The organism is Vibrio gelatinilyticus (genome assembly GCF_022836845.1).
Classification (GTDB): Bacteria; Pseudomonadota; Gammaproteobacteria; order Enterobacterales; family Vibrionaceae; genus Vibrio; species Vibrio gelatinilyticus.
Map to the genome: position 1 here is coordinate 227,409 of NZ_JAJNNZ010000004.1, position 17,526 is coordinate 244,934.

A 17,526-nucleotide genomic window follows, 5' to 3' on the forward strand; every position below is an offset into this window, starting at 1 on the left:
GTTAACGACTAAATCAATACGTTATTTCTCTTGCAGGTTTTAACAAAAAAGGTGCATTTTCAAGAAGCAATGATACTGCAATTAACAAATCAAAAACAGAGTAGTAACCTTACAGGTGATTGGGTTTTTAACCATTTATTTCAAAACTTTGAAGTTTGTTACACGGAGAATACGTAGAATGGCAGCCGAGAGGTTAACAAAAGCGCGTTTAGCACAAATTTTAGCCATGCTAACGCTATTAGTGATAGCGTTTACCTGGCGGACTTTTAACCACAATGTGGAACCAAAAGTAGAATGCCAGGTTAATGAGCAATGCATCATATCAATATCGGATAACAAAATTGATGTGAGAGCTGAATTCGATGGAAAGTCGTTTAGCATTCCAAAAGTGAAAGGGATCAGATTACAACCGTCATCTACTAACAATGTGTTAATAAATAATAACCAAAAATGGACCATAGAGTTTAACGCTCTACCGGTAAACGTGGTTTTTATATCTGATATTGATAACCAACAAAAATTAGTTAGCTACACCGATTGAATTAGTCAGTTCATTTTGAATATTAATGGTGTTTTAAAGTATAACTATTCTTAACTAGGGTATGTTAGCGAAAGGAGTGTATGAGTAATAGTGCGATTGAATGTACTTAAGTAAAGAGTACTTCTATATCGCATTTTGGGGCGTACATCCATGTACTCACTATCTTCCATGTAAGCTAAATAAGAGCCTTATATTTAGCCTAGAGAAAGTATCAAACCGACAATAGATGCACTCATCAAGTTAGCGAGGACGCCGGCAGCAATCGCTCTAAAACCGTAAGTCGAAATGAATTTTTTTCGTTCTGGTACAAGGCTTCCAAGTCCGCCTATCAGCATGGCCATGCTCGAAATGTTTGCGAAACCACAAAGCGCAAAAGTCACAATAGCAAGAGAGTGGGGCGATAGCTGATCTTGCGCATCCATCATTTGAATAAACGCTACGAACTCGTTTACAACGATCTTGTTTCCAATCAGGGAACCTGCCGTCATAGCCTCATTCCAAGGCACACCAATCATCCAGGCAACAGGCGCAAAAACGTATCCTAGGATCAATTCAAAGCTCAACTCGACACCAATAACGTTGCCGACATTACCGAGTAGACCATTTAGAAGCGCAATGATTCCAACGAACGCAAGAAGCGTAACACCCACTGAAATCGCGATTTGAGCGCCAGACAACGCTCCATCAGCAATCGCTTCAACAACATTATTGGCTTTTGGGATAACAATATCATCTTCATGATCAGTAGATGCAGACTCCTCAACACACGGTGGAACGAGGATCTTAGACATCAGCAAACCCGCAGGGGCAGACATAAAGGCGGCTGCGACTAAGTAGTTAATATCAACACCAACAGAAGCATAACCAACGAGGGTTCCACCGGCTACGGAAGCCAAACCACATGTCATAACAGCAAAGAATTGAGAATCTCCCATTTTTGTTAGATATGGCTTAACAACCAAAGGGGCCTCAACTAGACCAACAAAAATATTCGCAGTTGCTGACAGTGACTCTGCTTTTTTTGTGCCCAGCAATCGTTGAAGAGTTCCACCGATCACCTGGATCACTTTAGGCATCACGCCAAGATAATAAAGCGCTGAAATCAGTGCGGAAAAGAAAATGATGATACCGAGTACATTGATAGCAAATACAAAGCCAACACTACCTGTCGCGATATCACCAAATAGGAACTGTATCCCTTGCTGACCGTATTCAATGACACCACTAATAAGCGATGAAAAGGAAAATAGGGCATCTTTGCCTGCTGGAATGTAAAGCACCAGGACAGCAAATAAAACCTGAAGCAGTAAAGCTAATGAAACCGTTCTAAACGGAATTTGTTTTCTATTAGTTGAAAGTGCGTATGCGGCGCCAAGAATAACGCACATGCCTAAAAGAGAAATCATAGTCGACAGAATGTTGTTAGTTAAAGGAGGCGCGTATTGTATTCAAGTCGCTTTCGCTTACAAGTGATGCGTGTAGTGGTTTTGTTAAGAAAAACTGACGATTACAAAGCCCATACTTTTAAAACAGCAAGTTAGCACGGTATGTTTTCCAAATGGAAAACATGCTATTCGCATAAACTGTAATTTGGTTATTATATTGGCTCCTAGAGCTTAATGTTGGCGCGCCGAAGTTTGGTATTCCAAACAGGAATTCCTGAAAAAGTGTCTCTCAAGTGCTCAACGATGACTCGTACTTTATTTGGGAGATGTTCCCGTCTTGGGTATACGACAAACAAGGGCATAGGTTGACTCAGCGTCCAATCAGGCAACAATTGTATAAGTTTGCCAGAAGAAAACTCATCTCTTATCAGGTAGGTGGCGAGATAGCCAATACCCCAATCAGCCACTACGGCATCTCTTACTGCTTCGGCCAGACCTACCTTGTAATTACCATTTGCAGGTATAGACACTTCCTCTTTACCTTGTTTAAACAACCACAAATTGTATTCTTTGTGCCTATTTCGATACGTAATGCAATTGTGACTGAGTAAATCTTCAGGCTTAATAGGGGGGCGACTATTTGCTAAATAGGAGGGTGAGGCAGCAAGTACAAATTTGGTCTCGACTAATCGCTGCGCTATGTAACCTTCGGGTAAATGCTCAAAATGAGTGATCCATAAATCGACATTCTCTTTAACCATATCGACTTTGTAATCGGTAAGTAACACCTCTATATTGAGAAGAGGAAACTGCAGTTTTAGCTTATCAAGCAAAGGGATAATGTGCATTGTCCCAAAGGATTGAGAAATGGCGATGCGGACAGTTCCAGATACTTCCTGTGATAACATTTCAAAATCATGCTCGGCTTGTTCCAACGCTTCAACAATAGTAGTGGCATGTTTAAGAAGTGTGTGTCCATCATCAGTCACTTTGATTTGTCTACTGGTTCGTAGAACTAGCTGAGGGCCAAGCTCATCTTCCAATTTATTGAGTTGTTTACTCACATGGGATGTAGAACAGCCAAGTTTTTTGGCCGCTACACTGAAACTTCCATGAGTACACAGTGAGTGAAACACGACAAGTTGGTTGGCTCTGTTGAGCATAAGGTGGCATCTCGAATTTAATGACGGTAGTTGTTAACTATAACTTAGCTTATTGCACACTTTGAGCCTAATAATGGATTTCTTAATCTCAGATTAAGTAAATATGATTATTAGGTATTTTATGGTAAATAACGATTATGGTTAAATTAATAAGCTAATAGACCGGATTGAGCGAAATACGACAAAGAAAGAGAGTAACAACCAGCATAAATCAACGTAGCGCAAAACCTTATTTAACATAAGATAGATAATACGCACCTTGAGTGTAAGAGCAATATAGTAACTTCTGGTTTTAGCAACTAACATTGCATAGCTTCGAGGACCTAAACTGATGTTAATTGCTATGAGTGGTCACGAGATTAATCGATTCAAAGTCCTAAAAGATGTGCGAGAAAAACGTTTACGACAAATCGACGCTGCTGATATTTTAAATATCTCTACTGGACATGTCAGACACTTGCTAAATCAACTTTCAACTTATGGTGCTCAAAGCTTGGCACACGCAGTTCGTGGTCGTCCAAGCAACCGCCGCTATGATGATTGTTTTCGATCTGAAGTATTAAGGATTCTACGTGAGCAAAACTTCGACTTTTCACCAACATTTTCCCTGGAAAAACTCTCTGAGGATCACAACCTGACTGTTTCTAAAGAAACGCTCCGTCTCAGCGACAAGTGCTGCCTACTGGTCTTCATCGATGATGCGACTGGTCGCTTGATGAACTTAAGATTCAGTGAAACCGAATCGGCTTTTGATTACATGTTAGCAGCCCAGAATACCTGAATGAGCACGGTAAGCCGGTCGCGTTCTATAGCGATAGACACTCGATTTTCGAGTTAATCAAGAAAAACACAAGCACGTTGGCCGGACGCAATATGGCCGAGTATAGAATGAACTTGGCATTGAGCTCATCTTCGCCAACAGCTCTCAGGCTAAAGGTCGTGTAGAACGAGCAAATTTTACGCTGCAACACCGCCTGGTAAAAGAAATGCGCTTACAAGGCATCAACACCATCGAAGACACCAATGCATGGCTTCCCTACTTCATCGCCGACTTTAACCGCCGTTTTGCCAAGCCAGTGAAATTCGCTAAAGACATGCACTGAAAAGTGCGCGAATCCGATCAGGAACTGGACGATATCTTTAGTTGGCAAGAAACTCGCAAGCTCTCAAAGTCACTAACATTTCAATACGATAAAGTGGTTTATCTTATTGAACCGACGGAAGAAAATAGCCGCCTAGTAAACGAACACGTGAAGATATTAAATTTCCCAAGTGAAGAAAGTCAGTTGAAGAACCCAACTGTTTAACGAAATACTGTTGGTTTATTTTCTTTGCAGAAAGTCACTGTAAACCTAACGCAGACCCAACCGTAATTTTGAATCCATTAATCAAATTAGTATCTTAAAATCTTTGCACTACGTAAAAAAAAGACCACTCTTTGAGTGGCCGAAACGCTTTTTATCTATATGAAATATAAATAATTCCGGCAAAGATATAGTGCTGCCGGTATAAAATCTAGGCTCATTTGTGCAATCTTAGGTTTCAGTTTTCACAGGGCTGAAAAAGGGAACTATTTTTGAACACAATGGCGTCATTCGCCCAATTTATAGTATCTCGTAATTTATAGCCTCGTCGGGTTATGTGGCTATATAAATAGGTGTGGTTATATTTATATGCTGCATAGTTTGTGATTTTAGGTATTTAATTTTGTAAGTTTTGATGTTTTCCCTTTACAGAATTCCATGTTCTGTGTTCTATTGAGTATAAGTAATATGTTTAATACAGTTAATTTTTTAGTTCTCGCATAGAAAAGGAGTCTTCTATGACACTACCTCACGACTGGTTTGAAGAAAGCTACTCACGCATTGAAAGATGGGATGTTAACGGTCTTTCATTGTTAGAAGTCGAAATCGCACTTGAAACCTATCTTACTGATAATAATCCCATCTCATTAGAAATCGCAGACTATGTGGCAGAAAACTGGACGTGCAGACGGATCCGGATGCTTAATGCCGAATCAAGAAGAACGCTACTTAAAATTTGGGATGAAAGAGATGTTGTGACTGAAGCTTCACCAGAGGTAGCATTGGTTTAAGAAAAGTGGCCCACAGAGTGTGGGCCATCATTACCCTTTTCTTTTTTTCCCTTTAGGCTTGATACTTTGATGTGGGAAAATATTTCTAATTTTTTGTTGGCATGATTTAGGAACGCTCGAGGAGAATTTGAGCTTCATGTTATTGCGAGTCTGGTACACCTTTAAGGTACCCGTTACCTCTTCCCTCTCAATTATCTCTTTTAAGTTGTGTTTAAACGAAGGAGATAAATGCCCTTTTACTTTATCTAGTTTTCCAGATACAAACTTCACACTTAGAATTGGTCTATCAATCGCAACCAGCCAAAACACAACGACTGCACCGACAAGTATCACATATAACATTTGCACCTCCAGTTTAATCAGAAGACAGAAGTTTACTGAGATCTTCTTTAATACTGCTTACCTTTTTTGTCGCTTTTTCACTTCGAGACGCTTCTGACACTAAGTACTCGATTGCCTCTGATAAAGTACAACCTAATTCGCCGGCGCGTTGAGAAAGCTTTTCCCAAACTCGGTAATCTAAATCAATGGATTTCTTTTTAGTATGGACTTGCTCGGCATTATAGTGGCGTTTCCGTTTAGCTCGAATCGCTTGCTTGAGCTTAACATCGAGCTCTAAAGACATGTGCTCGTCAATCCACTCTAGTACCAACGTAGGTTCGTGTTCAATTGTTCGAAGTTTATGAACCGCATGATCTATTTCACTGGTATCTATGTATCGAGTAACGTTGGTGCCTTCACGCCACTTCTTAGTCAAATAATGCCATTTCCAACCACATTCAAGGTTTTCTAATTGTTGGTATTTCATCGAATCCTATCCCTACTCTTGCCACAGTGACAGCGTAACCCACTAATGACGAAACAACAATAACTTACTGTATGTTATGAGACCTTTCTCTAATGAGAAATCAAAACTTGATATAGGCGTAAATGAAAAGGAACAAGTTGATGTAACGGTTTACGCCCTTTTCGGTGTATACTTCAGCCAATTTTAAAAATAGATGTTGGTATAATGCAAAAAGTTGATTGGCAATTAGTTTGTCCCCAATACGAAGAGTTTCAAACTCTGTTTGAACAAGGCGCGACATTAGATCACCGCTCATACATGGATTTACAAACACGAGTGACAAAAACGCTCAATTACTTTTTCTCTGATCACTGTTCAGCATCAATTTTAGTTATCAAGTCATCTGATAATAAAGCCTATCGCCAGCTCATCGCCAATTATGTTGATGAATATGTAGAGAGCATCAAAAAACCGAGTATAATCAGTGAGTCACTCGACGCCAACACGTTGTACGATACCTACTCTTACAGAGAAAAACTCAGTTATGCTCCTGGCCTGATCTCTAAGGCAAATAAAAGCTGCCTAATTATCCCACTTAACTTAGCATTGGCTAGTGCTAAGAGCTGGGCAGACCTCAAATCGGCGGCGCTAGGAGGAAATATACCTTCTCTTCCTGTTTCAGCCAATCACGCGAACGTGGATGCCAAAGCTTTTCAGTCCGAATTTAAGTTAATTTTGGTCGGAGACAGAGAACAAACCGCAGAGCTAGACTATTTTGATGAAGATTTCCGCTCTGGTGCCATGCTGTATTCTGAATTTGAGATGGACTTAAAGTTAACTAAACACAGTGCAGCGGACTATATCGGTTTTATCAATAGTCTAAATCAGCAGTGGAACTTAAAACCTCTTTCACAAGATGGATTTGTTAAGCTGTTTCAGGTAGGAGCTCGTGAAGCCGAAGATAAGCAATATATGCCCCTCTCTCTTCAGTGGCATTCAGCGATTCTCAATGCAGCAAACAATCATGCATCAGGAGAAGCCGTAACTGCATCAAACATAGAACAAGCCAGAGCCGATAAGCAATTTAGAGAGTCTTATCTACCACAACGAGCCATAGAGGATATTCTCGAAGGGCAAGTTCATATTGAAACTCAGGGTGAACAAGTTGGACAAGTCAATGGCCTAACGGTCATCGATATGCCCGGGCATCCTCAATCGTATGGTGAACCCGCTCGTATTTCGTGTGTCATCCATTTTGGCGATGGCGATATTTCTGATGTAGAAAGAAAAGCAGAACTCGGTGGTAATATTCATGCCAAAGGCATGATGATAATGCAGGCGTTTGTTAGCTCTGAGCTAGATCTAGATATGCCGCTACCCTATTCTGCATCCATCGTGTTTGAACAATCTTACTGCGAAGTCGATGGCGATAGTGCTTCTCTTGCTGAGCTTTGCTCATTAGTTAGTGCATTATCTGGCTATCCTATTAACCAACAGATTGCGGTAACAGGCGCTGTTGACCAATTTGGACGAGTACAAGCTGTAGGTGGGTTAAACGAAAAAATCGAAGGTTTTTACGAGGTTTGTCGTCACCAAGGTTTTACTGGTAAACAAGGCGTAGTACTACCAAAAACAAACCTTCAACACCTTGCGTTAGACAACAATGTTGTAAATAGTATTAAAAATGGTGAATTTCACATTTGGGCAGTAACGACTGTAGATGAAGTCATCCCATTATTGATGAACAAGCCCTTTCGTGGCGAAGATGAGAACAGCGTACTCAATAAAATTGCTGAACGTATTGAAAACTTTGAAAAACACGAACATCCAGAAACATTGTTAGAAAGAGTAAAAAACTGGTTTGTCTAGTGGTGGTCGGACTTGTACAGCTTACACCTGTTCACTAAGATGCTCTTACCAAAATTTGGAGTAAATAAAGAATGCAAAACAGACGTGAATCTTATAACCGCGAAGATCTATTAGCTTCTAGTCGTGGTGAATTGTTTGGCCCTGGTTACCCACAGCTGCCTGCACCGAATATGTTAATGATGGATCGAGTAACAAAAATGTCGGAAACTGAAGGCGACTTTGGCAAAGGCCTAGTTGTAGCAGAACTCGATATTACTCCTGATCTATGGTTCTTCGATTGTCACTTCATTGGCGACCCGGTAATGCCAGGCTGTCTTGGTCTTGACGCTATGTGGCAGCTTGTTGGTTTCTACCTAGGCTGGATCGGTGGTGAAGGTAAAGGTCGTGCACTCGGTGTTGGTGAATTAAAATTCACTGGTCAGGTTCTGCCAACCGCGAAGAAAGTGACTTATGAACTTCACCTGAAGCGTGTGGTTAACCGTAAGCTAGTTATGGGTATCGCTGACGGACGCGTACTTGTAGACGGCAAGGAAATTTACGTAGCAAAAGATTTAAAAGTAGGCCTATTCAAGGACACGTCTACTTTCTAAGCTTTGATATTTTAGTAGCGGCTTAATTGGCCGCTATTATTTGAATAGATATTATTAGTTATAGTGCGCTAGCATGTGCTTGTGTGTTTTATTTGACAAAGAAAAAGCTCCCATTGGGAGCCTTTTCCTTTACGCTATATTTTCCTACTACTTGAAGAGTCCTGTTTGCTTGTCGTCTCTTGCTTCACGCCAACCACCCAACCAATACGATTTTGCGTCCATCTGTTGGTATGGACATGCTTCCATTGACCTTCCATTAAGACCAGCTTTATACCCTTGAGATTGTGCTCTTTCTAGGCGATCTCGCTTCTGTCTCTTCATAGTGGAACCTCTCTAAACAGTAAAATCACTTAACGCATGTTCGTTAAATCTACGTGGAGTTTTTATGACTCCTCAATAATAATTGCGCATTTTTCACGGTTTAACAAGGTGTAAAAAAGCGCAGTATTGTTCTTCAATACTGCGCTTTTTTATTAATCAGCCCTACTTGTTACGACGTAACCCGATAAAGCCAAGAAAAATCAGAGCCATCCAACCAAGACTACCACCTTTTCGTTCAACCGGTGGTGCTTCTAAACCGCGCGTCTGAATTGAACGTGCTGCAGGATCTGAGATCGGGATCAACTTAATCGCGACAAGTTTCTCTTTCTGACTGCCATTACCGCAGTATGAGTTGTGCCCAGTCGTATCGTAACCGCCCTCACATTTAAGCGCCGTCGCAGCAATGATACCATCGTCGTTAATATCAGCGGCATCGATAATGCGATATTGGTTATTAACATCAGCACCCTTTGCAACACCGTCGTTGGTTAGGTCATCAAGAAGCCAAGGTTGGTTTTGGAAAATCGCCATACGTTCAGTATTAGAGCCAACTGCACTGTATGGGTAGATAAATCCACGTTGACGACGCTTTTTACCAAAGAACTCGGTTGATTGCTCTGCGTCTACAGCACCGACAATTTCGTTAAAATTGTTGATTGCACCCGTTTCACCGCCAACACCTCTAAAGAAGATACCAGAGTTACCGTTAAGCGCATCAAAGTACTGAGCAGAAGCGTTTCCGTTAGCATCTACCTGGGCCAAGAACATACGGTTTGCAGCCGCGCCGTTTTCACGTTTGTCACCACGTCGCTTAGCTTCACCAATTAAAAGCAAGTTCTCGTTAATATCGGTAGCAACAGAACTGCTGTAGATAAAGTCGTCTCCACTTTTAATGGTTGAGCCTCCAATAACTATCGAGTTCCAACCATTGCCAGAATCGATCGCGTTAGAATTACGAGTAAAGACAGTCGCCTGAAGGAAGGCGTTGCTTCCGTCTCGCGTGGTATTCAACCCAACTAGGACCGGCTCGCCAGTAAGTACATTTGGATTAGCTGACTTGACTGCACCACGAACGCTCCCCTGAGGCGATTTCTTATCAATCACAGTATCCAACGTGTTTTGCCAGTTAGAGACAATGAACGGTTCAACTGGCGTACCTTCATTAGCTGAGCTTACATCCCACAATGCTGCCTTGGTGGCAAATGCGAAATTCTGACAATCAGCGTAAGCTGAAGGGTTCTCATTAATGTTTGTATCGTTTATGCAATTTGAAACAGAGCCTCGGTAGTTTTTATTACTGTCGCCATAGTCAAATGGAGCAACAGAAGCACTACCTGTAACGTAAGTCTTACCATCGATTTCAATAGAATCAAAGGCCATAGTACGACCCATTTTTGCTGTTATCTTATCTTCTTTTACTGCAATTTCACTATTGCCATTACCTGACTGTGGTAACGGGTTTAAAATCGTTGGTTGACTTGCATTACCGTAGAAACCACGGTGACGATAGACTAATGCAGAATTAGAACCGTTAGTGTAATAACCGCTGCTGGTATTACCTATCGCTTTATCACCATCTAACGCGTTAACTACAACGTTAGTTGATTGATTCTGATAAGAAAAACCATCTGGAGAATATCCAGTAACTGGCTGGCCAGCAGCAATTTGCGCTGTATTCACAAATGCTTCGGCATTAGAGGTATACGTTGGGCTTAACCAGGCATCGCGCTCTTTTTTTAGACCGCCAAGGCTACTAAAACTCTTCCACATCTTATCAGTCCAGGCAGGATCACACGTCTGATAACCTAGCTCTGAACGACAGTAGTCTCTATTTCGGCCCCAATCCGTGTAAAAAAAACTGGAGTCATAATTGTAAGGTACTTCCTGGCGATAGGAGTGGCCTTCAGAACCATTTCTTGAATCGCCGGCTAACGCAGAAGCGCTAGAAGCACAGGCTTGGCCGAAGCAGCCTTGCTCAACTGAAGTGTTGCGAGCCTTACTAATCGCGGATCCATAATACTCTGTGAAAATACTTTGACTGGCATCTACGTCTACCACGCTCAAAGAAGGCGTGACCTCTACAACCTGATAAAGGGCTGCGTGGCTTGATGTTGCAGCGAGAACACCCGCAGCAATTAAAGAATAATTAAACTTCATACGACTCATTTTAAACTAACTTTCCTGTTGCATTGCTTCGAGCTCTTCCCAGCGTTCGAAAGCAACTTCGAGCTCCTGCTCTTTAGCAGATAACTCATCTAAAATAGGTTGAGTGATCTCCACGCTTTTAGAGAAGAATTGCGGATCATTAACTTGTGATTGAAGATCTTCGATTTCTTGCTCTAACTTTTCTAATAGACCTGGTAAAGATTCTAACTCTCGCTGGTGCTTGTACGACATCTTCTTAGGCTTAGAGTTCACCTTTAAGCCTTTCTTTTGCGGTTCAACTGCCACTTTTTCCGTTTGTTTGTCTATTTTGTCAACACCACGGCTTTCAATAACTTGTTTACGCTGTTGCTGAGCATCGTGATAGCCACCAACAAACTCTTCTATATTACCATTTCCTTCGAAGATCCAACTCGTTGTTACTGTATTATCAACAAATTGGCGATCGTGGCTTACCAATAATAGTGTACCTTGGTACTCAGCGAGCATTTCTTCAAGTAATTCTAGTGTTTCGATGTCCAAATCGTTAGTTGGCTCATCAAGTACCAGTAAATTGTTCGATTTTAAGAAAATACGAGCCAATAATAAACGGTTTTTCTCACCACCAGAAAGCGCCTTAACTGGCGTTCTCGCGCGTTTAGGTGCGAATAAAAAATCTTGTAAATAGCTCAATGCATGACGTTGGCGACCACCAACCATCACTTCTTGTTTACCATCAGCAAGATTATCAATAACCGATTTTTCCGGATCCAGCACCTCGCGATATTGGTCAAAATACGCGACTTCAAGCTTGGTGCCACACTTTAATTTACCATTGGTTGGTTTTAGCTCATCAAGTAATAACTTGATTAACGTACTCTTGCCACACCCGTTTGGCCCAATCAAAGCAATGCGATCACCGCGCATAATATTAAAGCTGAAATCGTCAACTATAGTATTACCTTCAATCTGATAGTTTAAGTGTTCAGCTTCAAATACAATTTTACCAGAGCGTGATACATCATCAATTTTAATATTCACTTTGCCCTGAACTTCACGCCTTTCATTGCGTTCTACACGCAGTTTTTTTAACGCACGAACGCGTCCTTCATTACGAGTGCGTCTTGCTTTGATACCTTGACGTATCCAAACTTCTTCTTGTGCCAGTTTTTTATCAAACTCAGCGTTTTGCATTTCTTCAACGCGCAACGCTTCTTCTTTTTCGACCAGATACGTTTCATAATTGCCTGGGTAAGACTTGAGTTGTCCTCTGTCTAGATCGACAATCCGAGTAGCCATAGAGCGAATAAAAGCACGGTCGTGAGAAATGAAGATAATTGAACCACGAAAATCTTTAAGGAAGGTCTCTAACCATTCAATGGTTGTCACGTCAAGGTGGTTGGTAGGCTCATCTAATAACAAAACATCTGGATCACAAACAAGAGACCTTGCCAGAGCTGCTTTGCGTTGCCAACCTCCTGAGAGCTCTGTTAGCAACGTAGAACCATCAAGTTTTAATGCCGCCATGATGTTATTAACACGGTCTTCAAAGCGCCAAGCACCAGAAACTTCTAAACTTTCTTGAATTCGAGCGAGCTTTGCAATATTGGCTTCTGTTGGCTGCTCAGTGACCAGATCAAGCATATCGTGGTAAGATTTTAATTGTTTACCAACATCGGCCAAGCCTTCAGAAACGTAATCAAATACCGTACCTTCTTGATCTCGAGGTGGATCTTGCTCTAATCGAGAAACGACGACGTCTTGTGTAATTTGCAGTTTGCCGTCGTCCATTTGGATTTGGCCCGCAAGCACTTTCATCAATGTTGATTTACCGGCGCCATTGCGGCCGACTAAACAAACTCTTTCATTTTCTTGGAGTGCAAAATCGGAATGATCAAGTAGAGGGTGATCTCCGAACGCGAGCTGACCATTATGTATCGTAAGTAATGCCATTTACTTTTAACCACTCTTGTAATTCTTCTGAGCCAAACGGCCAATTAATTTCTGAGTTGCGAAACTTAGCCACTGGTATAGTGACGCCGTAACGAGAAAATAACTCATCATCATAGGCGATATCAACGACCTTCACTGCATCGGATAAACCCAACTGCTGAAACAGGTCTAGTGCCATCTCACATAGATGGCACCCTTCCGTACTATAGAGCGTTAGGCTCGATTCCATGTAACAAAGTCCCTTTATTTGTGCTTGACCAACCAACAGTTGTGAATTTGCTTGTTTCGTGCAAAATCAAGCGGTAGCGTTTTATGGCTAATGTTTTCTGCTGTAAGGCCAATTTGCTCTAACGCTTCAAAATCCATTTTAAAGTTGCGTTTATTATTAGAAAACACAATCGTGCCGTTTTCCGTCAATAGTCGCTTAAGGTGATCCATCAAACTTGCGTGATCTCTTTGTATATCGAAAGTTTGCTCCATACGCTTCGAATTCGAAAAAGTAGGCGGATCAATAAAGATCAGGTCGTAACTTCCTTTGGCGTTTTCAAGCCACTGCAAGCAATCAGCCTGAACAAATTGGTGCTGACGGCCGACCTGACCATTAAGAGTCATATTCTCTTTTGCCCAATCAAGGTACGTATTGGACATATCGACTGTTGTTGTAGTACGTGCGCCCCCGCAAGCGGCGTGCACTGTAGCAGTGCCTGTGTAAGCAAACAGGTTTAGGAAATCTTTGCCTTGTGCCATTTGACCCAGCATCTTTCGGGTCAACTTATGGTCTAGGAACAAACCAGTATCGAGATAATCATGAAGGTTAACAATGAGCTCTACACCATACTCAGACACTGTCATCTTTGACGACTTGTTAGCAAGCTTATTGTATTGACTCGTTCCTTTCTGCTTTTGCCTTACTTTTAAAACAGTATTATTTGTATCGATACCGGTAACCTGAATAGTCGCTCGGATAATATCAGTTAAGCGGCGTTTTGCTGTCTCTTCAGGAATACTCTTTGGCGCTGCATACTCTTGAATAACGACGGAATCTTTATAGATGTCGATAGCAACATTATATTCGGGCAAATCGGCATCGTAGATACGATAGCAGTCCAACTTCTCTTTACGAGCCCACTTACCGATTTTTGTTAAATTTTTCTTTAGTCGATTCGAAAAATCCGGCGCAACTTGCACCGATTTTTGCTCATCACCTTTGGTCATCACACGATCTGAAATAGAATAGTTTTTCTGGTGACATTGTAACGCACCGTTATTCAATTTGAATTGCTTGTCAGCACGCATTCTCAAACAGGCAAGTAAGTCATCAGAGCTTGAGAATATAGACGCTGAACAGCCTCCAAATTGTGTTTTCAAGCGGTGACCAAATTCAGTATATAGTGCAATGAGACCGGGCTCTGTACCTAAACGTTCACCATAAGGAGGGTTACAAACGATAACTCCATTCTCGAAACCTTCTGGCTTAGAGATCTGACTAGCATCGCCTAGCTCAAATGTAATTAAGTCTTCTACGCCTGCTCTTCTTGCATTGTCTTTTGCCGTTTTTATTACGCGCGGGTCGTTATCTACACCAAAAAATCGACTGTCAGTATTTTTGACACCGCGACGTGACTGAACTTTGGCTTCTGATTTTATCGTTGCCCAAAGCTCAGCGTCGAAGTCTTCTAAAAATTCAAAAGCCCATTTCGAACGGTTAACGCCAGGGGCCATGTTTGCCGCTTTCATCGCAGCTTCAATTAATAACGTACCTGATCCGCACATAGGATCAAGAAGGTTATCACCTGGTTTCCAACCACTACGGCTTATAATAGCAGCAGCTAGCGTTTCTCTTAGTGGCGCTCGGCCAGCCTCTGTACGATAACCTCGTTGATGAAGGCCTGATCCCACTAAATCAAGTCCGATAAGCGCTTTATCTCTGTGCAGACGAACATGAACACGAACCTCAGCGAGATCTTTACTTATTGATGGTCGAGGTAAGTCTTTTTTTGTAAAACAATCGACAACCGCATCTTTTACCTTCATCGCTCCGTATTGGCTATTTCGGATTTCGCGATTGGTACCATTAAAGTCAACAACAAAACGTCGTGAACTATGGAAATGATTAACCCAGTTGATTGCAGACGCTGCAAGATAGAGATCCATATCGTCTTGACAGGTGAATTCAGAAAGGATCTGAACAAAACGTGAAGCAAACCTACTCCATAAGCAAACTCGATAAATCTGCTCTTGAGTCGCTTTAAATTTAACACCGGCTTGTACTGGTTTTGGTTCAGAGATACCCAGCTCTTCAAGCTCTTGTGCAAGTAAGTTTTCTAACCCGTTTGAAGTCACTGCAAGATATTGGTTCATAGCGTTCTTTTGACAGTAAAAAAATGGCCTTGATTATACCTGACTATTAAGGTGCAAGATAAGAAAACCTCAATAAAAGCACCTTTATTTCATCGATTGTTCAAGATTAATACAAAAAGAAACTTGTTTTCATTTCTCATCCACAACCAGCAAACAAATTTACCAACCCTGACTATTTACCAGGCACCACAGTGATAGTGAATACTTATTCGCTATCATTTTGGTCTATACCAATCCCGATATCTGGATGTAATTTTGCAACATTTTAGCTTAAAACGGGAAGTTTTAAGGGGTAGTCGCTCTGAATTTTGCCCTAGCTCGGGGTTATTTCTTGTCTAATTTTTTGCATCCTGATCGAGATTTTTCTCAATTAGTGATGTGAAACATGTTGGTTTTTTGCACAGAAAAGGAAATGAGAAGGTCAAAAATGTGAGGTATGAATGTGATTTGCTGCCAGGATTCGCAAATTTTACGCAAAAAAAATCGGCCATTTAGGCCGATTAATAATACGAGAAAGGTTTTTAGTGTGTCCCGGTACTCCAGGGATAAACAACCACTGCTTTTCTTAGAGTTATATTACCCTACCAACGCTATCGGTTGATTTAAGGTAATGTGCTGCTGTGCACAAGCCATTCTATCGTGCATGACTTTAATGGCCTGCCCAAAACAAACTGTTTTTGACCCCGAAAGTACAAATTCGTCCAAATCTACTAAAGCGCATAAGCTGGCGCTCTCTCCAACTTCTAAAACTAAAAAGATACCCGCTGAATTTTGGTTGACTAGGCGAACTAATTCGCCTTCAGAGGGTGTATACCCCTCTCCTTGATAATCAAAGAACCAACTCTTCGGCTGTACGGGCTTATGAAAGCGCTTAGCTGCTACACAGTACAATGTGAGCTCTGCTTGACGTGGTTCCGATAGGCTAAGGCAAGAAATAGGTTCTCTGTACGTCTGAAAGGCTGATGCATCATCAACAGTAAAGCTATTTTGGCCAGAAGCACAGTCAACCAGGAGTTTACGAGCAAGATTAGTCTTGAAAACCATATCATTGCCCAAGTCCAGCATTAGAGAATCATCAGATTCTTTCATATACCAGATCCATGTATCGCTGGGTTTAAGCATCGTTCCGTCTCTTAAAATTGGCTATTAATCAGACTCTTAGGTAAACGCTTAATTACCTTATTTGGTCATTTAGCTTAATTCTACAAACGAATTGAAAAAAAAAAAGGGGAAAACAATTTCCCCCTTTTCTGTTCATCATCAGGTTGCTTTATGAAATCACGAAAGATTTGTCACGATATCCTTGACAAGTTTTGGCCCCTGATAAATAAAACCTGAGTAAACTTGTACCAATGACGCACCAGCCATCAGTTTTTCTTTTGCAGAAACGTATGAATCGATACCACCAACACCGATGATAGGTAGCTTACCTTCTAAGTGCTTGGCAAGAGTACGAACCACTTCAGTACTGCGAGATTGCACTGGACGTCCGCTCAGACCGCCAGCCTCATTCGCATATTTCATACCTTCGACAACACTACGATCCAACGTTGTATTGGTCGCGATCACACCATCGATCTTATTTTTGATCAATGAATCGCAAATCTGCTGAATTTCATCATCACTAAGATCCGGAGCGATCTTTAATGCGAGCGGTACGTATTTGTTATGTTTTTCAGCAAGTTCTGCTTGCTTTGCTTTTAATTCGCTTAGCAACTCATCAAGCGCTTCACCGTACTGAAGTGAACGAAGACCTGGTGTGTTTGGCGAAGAAATATTGATCGCGATGTAACCTGCGTATTGGTAAACCTTTTCCATACAAATGATGTAGTCTTCGGTCCCTTTTTCTATCGGTGTATCTTTATTTTTACCGATATTAATACCTATCACACCGTCATAATTGGCTTTTTTTACATTTTCAACAAGATTGTCGACACCGAGGTTATTAAAACCCATGCGGTTAATAATACCTTCCGCTTCGACTAATCTAAACAGTCGAGGCTTGTCATTGCCTGGTTGCGGTCTTGGGGTAACAGTCCCTACTTCAACGAAGCCAAAGCCCATTGCTCCAAAAGCTTCAATACACTCACCGTTCTTATCCAAGCCTGCCGCAAGGCCTACTGGGTTTTTGAAGGTAATGCCCATACATTCTACTGGACGTTCTGGTAATTGTTGGCGATAGAAAAGATCAAGAGGAGTGCCTGTAAAGCGCTTGAAGTTTTGAATTGCAAGATCATGTGCCTTTTCGGCATCAAGTTGGAAAAAGCCAGTTCTGGCTAGACGGTAAAGCATTGTGCCTCCGAAAGAAAACCCGTATAA

General features: G+C 41.5%; 17 protein-coding genes. 6 read left to right on the plus strand and 11 right to left on the minus strand.

Going from position 1 to position 17,526, the window contains the following annotated elements:
• The first annotated feature begins 178 nt into the window (after window positions 1-178).
• Window positions 179-541 carry a hypothetical protein gene (locus LNL84_RS07095; RefSeq protein ID WP_244356291.1) on the plus strand — a complete coding sequence of 121 codons (363 nt, stop codon included), beginning with the start codon at window positions 179-181 and terminating at the stop codon, window positions 539-541.
• Between the two features lie 194 nt (window positions 542-735).
• Here the strand turns inward: LNL84_RS07095 and LNL84_RS07100 are convergent, their stop codons facing one another.
• Together LNL84_RS07100 and LNL84_RS07105 are read right to left on the minus strand one after the other, a co-directional pair.
• On the minus strand, window positions 736-1,947 hold the full coding sequence (locus LNL84_RS07100; RefSeq protein WP_244356295.1) for a NupC/NupG family nucleoside CNT transporter: 1,212 nt from the start codon (window positions 1,945-1,947) through the stop codon (window positions 736-738).
• A gap of 203 nt (window positions 1,948-2,150) precedes the next feature.
• Window positions 2,151-3,089, minus strand: coding sequence for a LysR family transcriptional regulator (locus LNL84_RS07105; protein ID WP_244356300.1), 939 nt, complete (start codon window positions 3,087-3,089; stop codon window positions 2,151-2,153).
• A gap of 331 nt (window positions 3,090-3,420) precedes the next feature.
• Between LNL84_RS07105 and LNL84_RS07110 the strand changes: the two genes are divergently transcribed.
• From LNL84_RS07110 to LNL84_RS07120, 3 genes are all read left to right on the plus strand, one after another.
• Window positions 3,421-3,870 (plus strand): hypothetical protein, encoded by a 450-nt coding sequence (locus LNL84_RS07110; protein WP_244356302.1) that lies wholly within the window; start codon window positions 3,421-3,423, stop codon window positions 3,868-3,870.
• 325 nt (window positions 3,871-4,195) lie between these two features.
• On the plus strand, window positions 4,196-4,396 hold the full coding sequence (locus tag LNL84_RS07115) for a hypothetical protein (RefSeq protein WP_244356304.1): 201 nt from the start codon (window positions 4,196-4,198) through the stop codon (window positions 4,394-4,396).
• 515 nt (window positions 4,397-4,911) lie between these two features.
• Window positions 4,912-5,184: a hypothetical protein gene (locus LNL84_RS07120; protein WP_244356306.1), complete on the plus strand. Its 273-nt coding sequence runs from the start codon at window positions 4,912-4,914 to the stop codon at window positions 5,182-5,184.
• A gap of 30 nt (window positions 5,185-5,214) precedes the next feature.
• Here the strand turns inward: LNL84_RS07120 and LNL84_RS07125 are convergent, their stop codons facing one another.
• Window positions 5,215-5,526 (minus strand): DUF3634 family protein, encoded by a 312-nt coding sequence (locus LNL84_RS07125; RefSeq protein WP_244356308.1) that lies wholly within the window; start codon window positions 5,524-5,526, stop codon window positions 5,215-5,217.
• A 13-nt stretch (window positions 5,527-5,539) separates the two neighbouring features.
• Complete coding sequence (gene matP / locus LNL84_RS07130) at window positions 5,540-5,992, minus strand: macrodomain Ter protein MatP (protein ID WP_244356310.1); 453 nt, start codon at window positions 5,990-5,992, stop codon at window positions 5,540-5,542.
• Window positions 5,993-6,196: 204 nt separating this feature from the next.
• On the opposite strand from matP, the gene LNL84_RS07135 reads away from it, so the two are divergent.
• Both LNL84_RS07135 and fabA read left to right on the plus strand, forming a co-directional pair.
• The gene (locus LNL84_RS07135; RefSeq protein WP_244356312.1) at window positions 6,197-7,840 is read left to right on the plus strand and encodes a S16 family serine protease; all 1,644 of its coding nucleotides are present in this window, start codon (window positions 6,197-6,199) and stop codon (window positions 7,838-7,840) included.
• A gap of 71 nt (window positions 7,841-7,911) precedes the next feature.
• Complete coding sequence (gene fabA, locus LNL84_RS07140) at window positions 7,912-8,430, plus strand: bifunctional 3-hydroxydecanoyl-ACP dehydratase/trans-2-decenoyl-ACP isomerase (protein WP_244356314.1); 519 nt, start codon at window positions 7,912-7,914, stop codon at window positions 8,428-8,430.
• Between the two features lie 147 nt (window positions 8,431-8,577).
• Here the strand turns inward: fabA and rmf are convergent, their stop codons facing one another.
• The 7 genes from rmf to pyrD form a co-directional block, all read right to left on the minus strand.
• Window positions 8,578-8,751 carry a ribosome modulation factor gene (gene rmf / locus LNL84_RS07145; protein WP_244356316.1) on the minus strand — a complete coding sequence of 58 codons (174 nt, stop codon included), beginning with the start codon at window positions 8,749-8,751 and terminating at the stop codon, window positions 8,578-8,580.
• A gap of 162 nt (window positions 8,752-8,913) precedes the next feature.
• Window positions 8,914-10,908 carry a DUF3466 family protein gene (locus LNL84_RS07150; protein WP_244356318.1) on the minus strand — a complete coding sequence of 665 codons (1,995 nt, stop codon included), beginning with the start codon at window positions 10,906-10,908 and terminating at the stop codon, window positions 8,914-8,916.
• A gap of 15 nt (window positions 10,909-10,923) precedes the next feature.
• Window positions 10,924-12,846, minus strand: a complete 1,923-nt coding sequence (locus tag LNL84_RS07155) for an ABC transporter ATP-binding protein (RefSeq protein WP_244356320.1) — start codon at window positions 12,844-12,846, stop codon at window positions 10,924-10,926.
• Entirely contained in the window at window positions 12,824-13,075 is a 252-nt protein-coding gene (locus LNL84_RS07160) for a glutaredoxin family protein (protein WP_244356322.1), read from the minus strand. Before LNL84_RS07160 ends, LNL84_RS07155 begins: the two co-directional genes overlap by 23 nt.
• 14 nt (window positions 13,076-13,089) lie before the next feature.
• Window positions 13,090-15,207, minus strand: coding sequence for a bifunctional 23S rRNA (guanine(2069)-N(7))-methyltransferase RlmK/23S rRNA (guanine(2445)-N(2))-methyltransferase RlmL (rlmKL, locus tag LNL84_RS07165; RefSeq protein WP_244356324.1), 2,118 nt, complete (start codon window positions 15,205-15,207; stop codon window positions 13,090-13,092).
• Between the two features lie 576 nt (window positions 15,208-15,783).
• Window positions 15,784-16,329: a cell division protein ZapC gene (locus LNL84_RS07170; protein ID WP_244356326.1), complete on the minus strand. Its 546-nt coding sequence runs from the start codon at window positions 16,327-16,329 to the stop codon at window positions 15,784-15,786.
• A 156-nt stretch (window positions 16,330-16,485) separates the two neighbouring features.
• Complete coding sequence (gene pyrD, locus LNL84_RS07175) at window positions 16,486-17,499, minus strand: quinone-dependent dihydroorotate dehydrogenase (RefSeq protein WP_244356328.1); 1,014 nt, start codon at window positions 17,497-17,499, stop codon at window positions 16,486-16,488.
• Window positions 17,500-17,526: the final 27 nt, after the last annotated feature.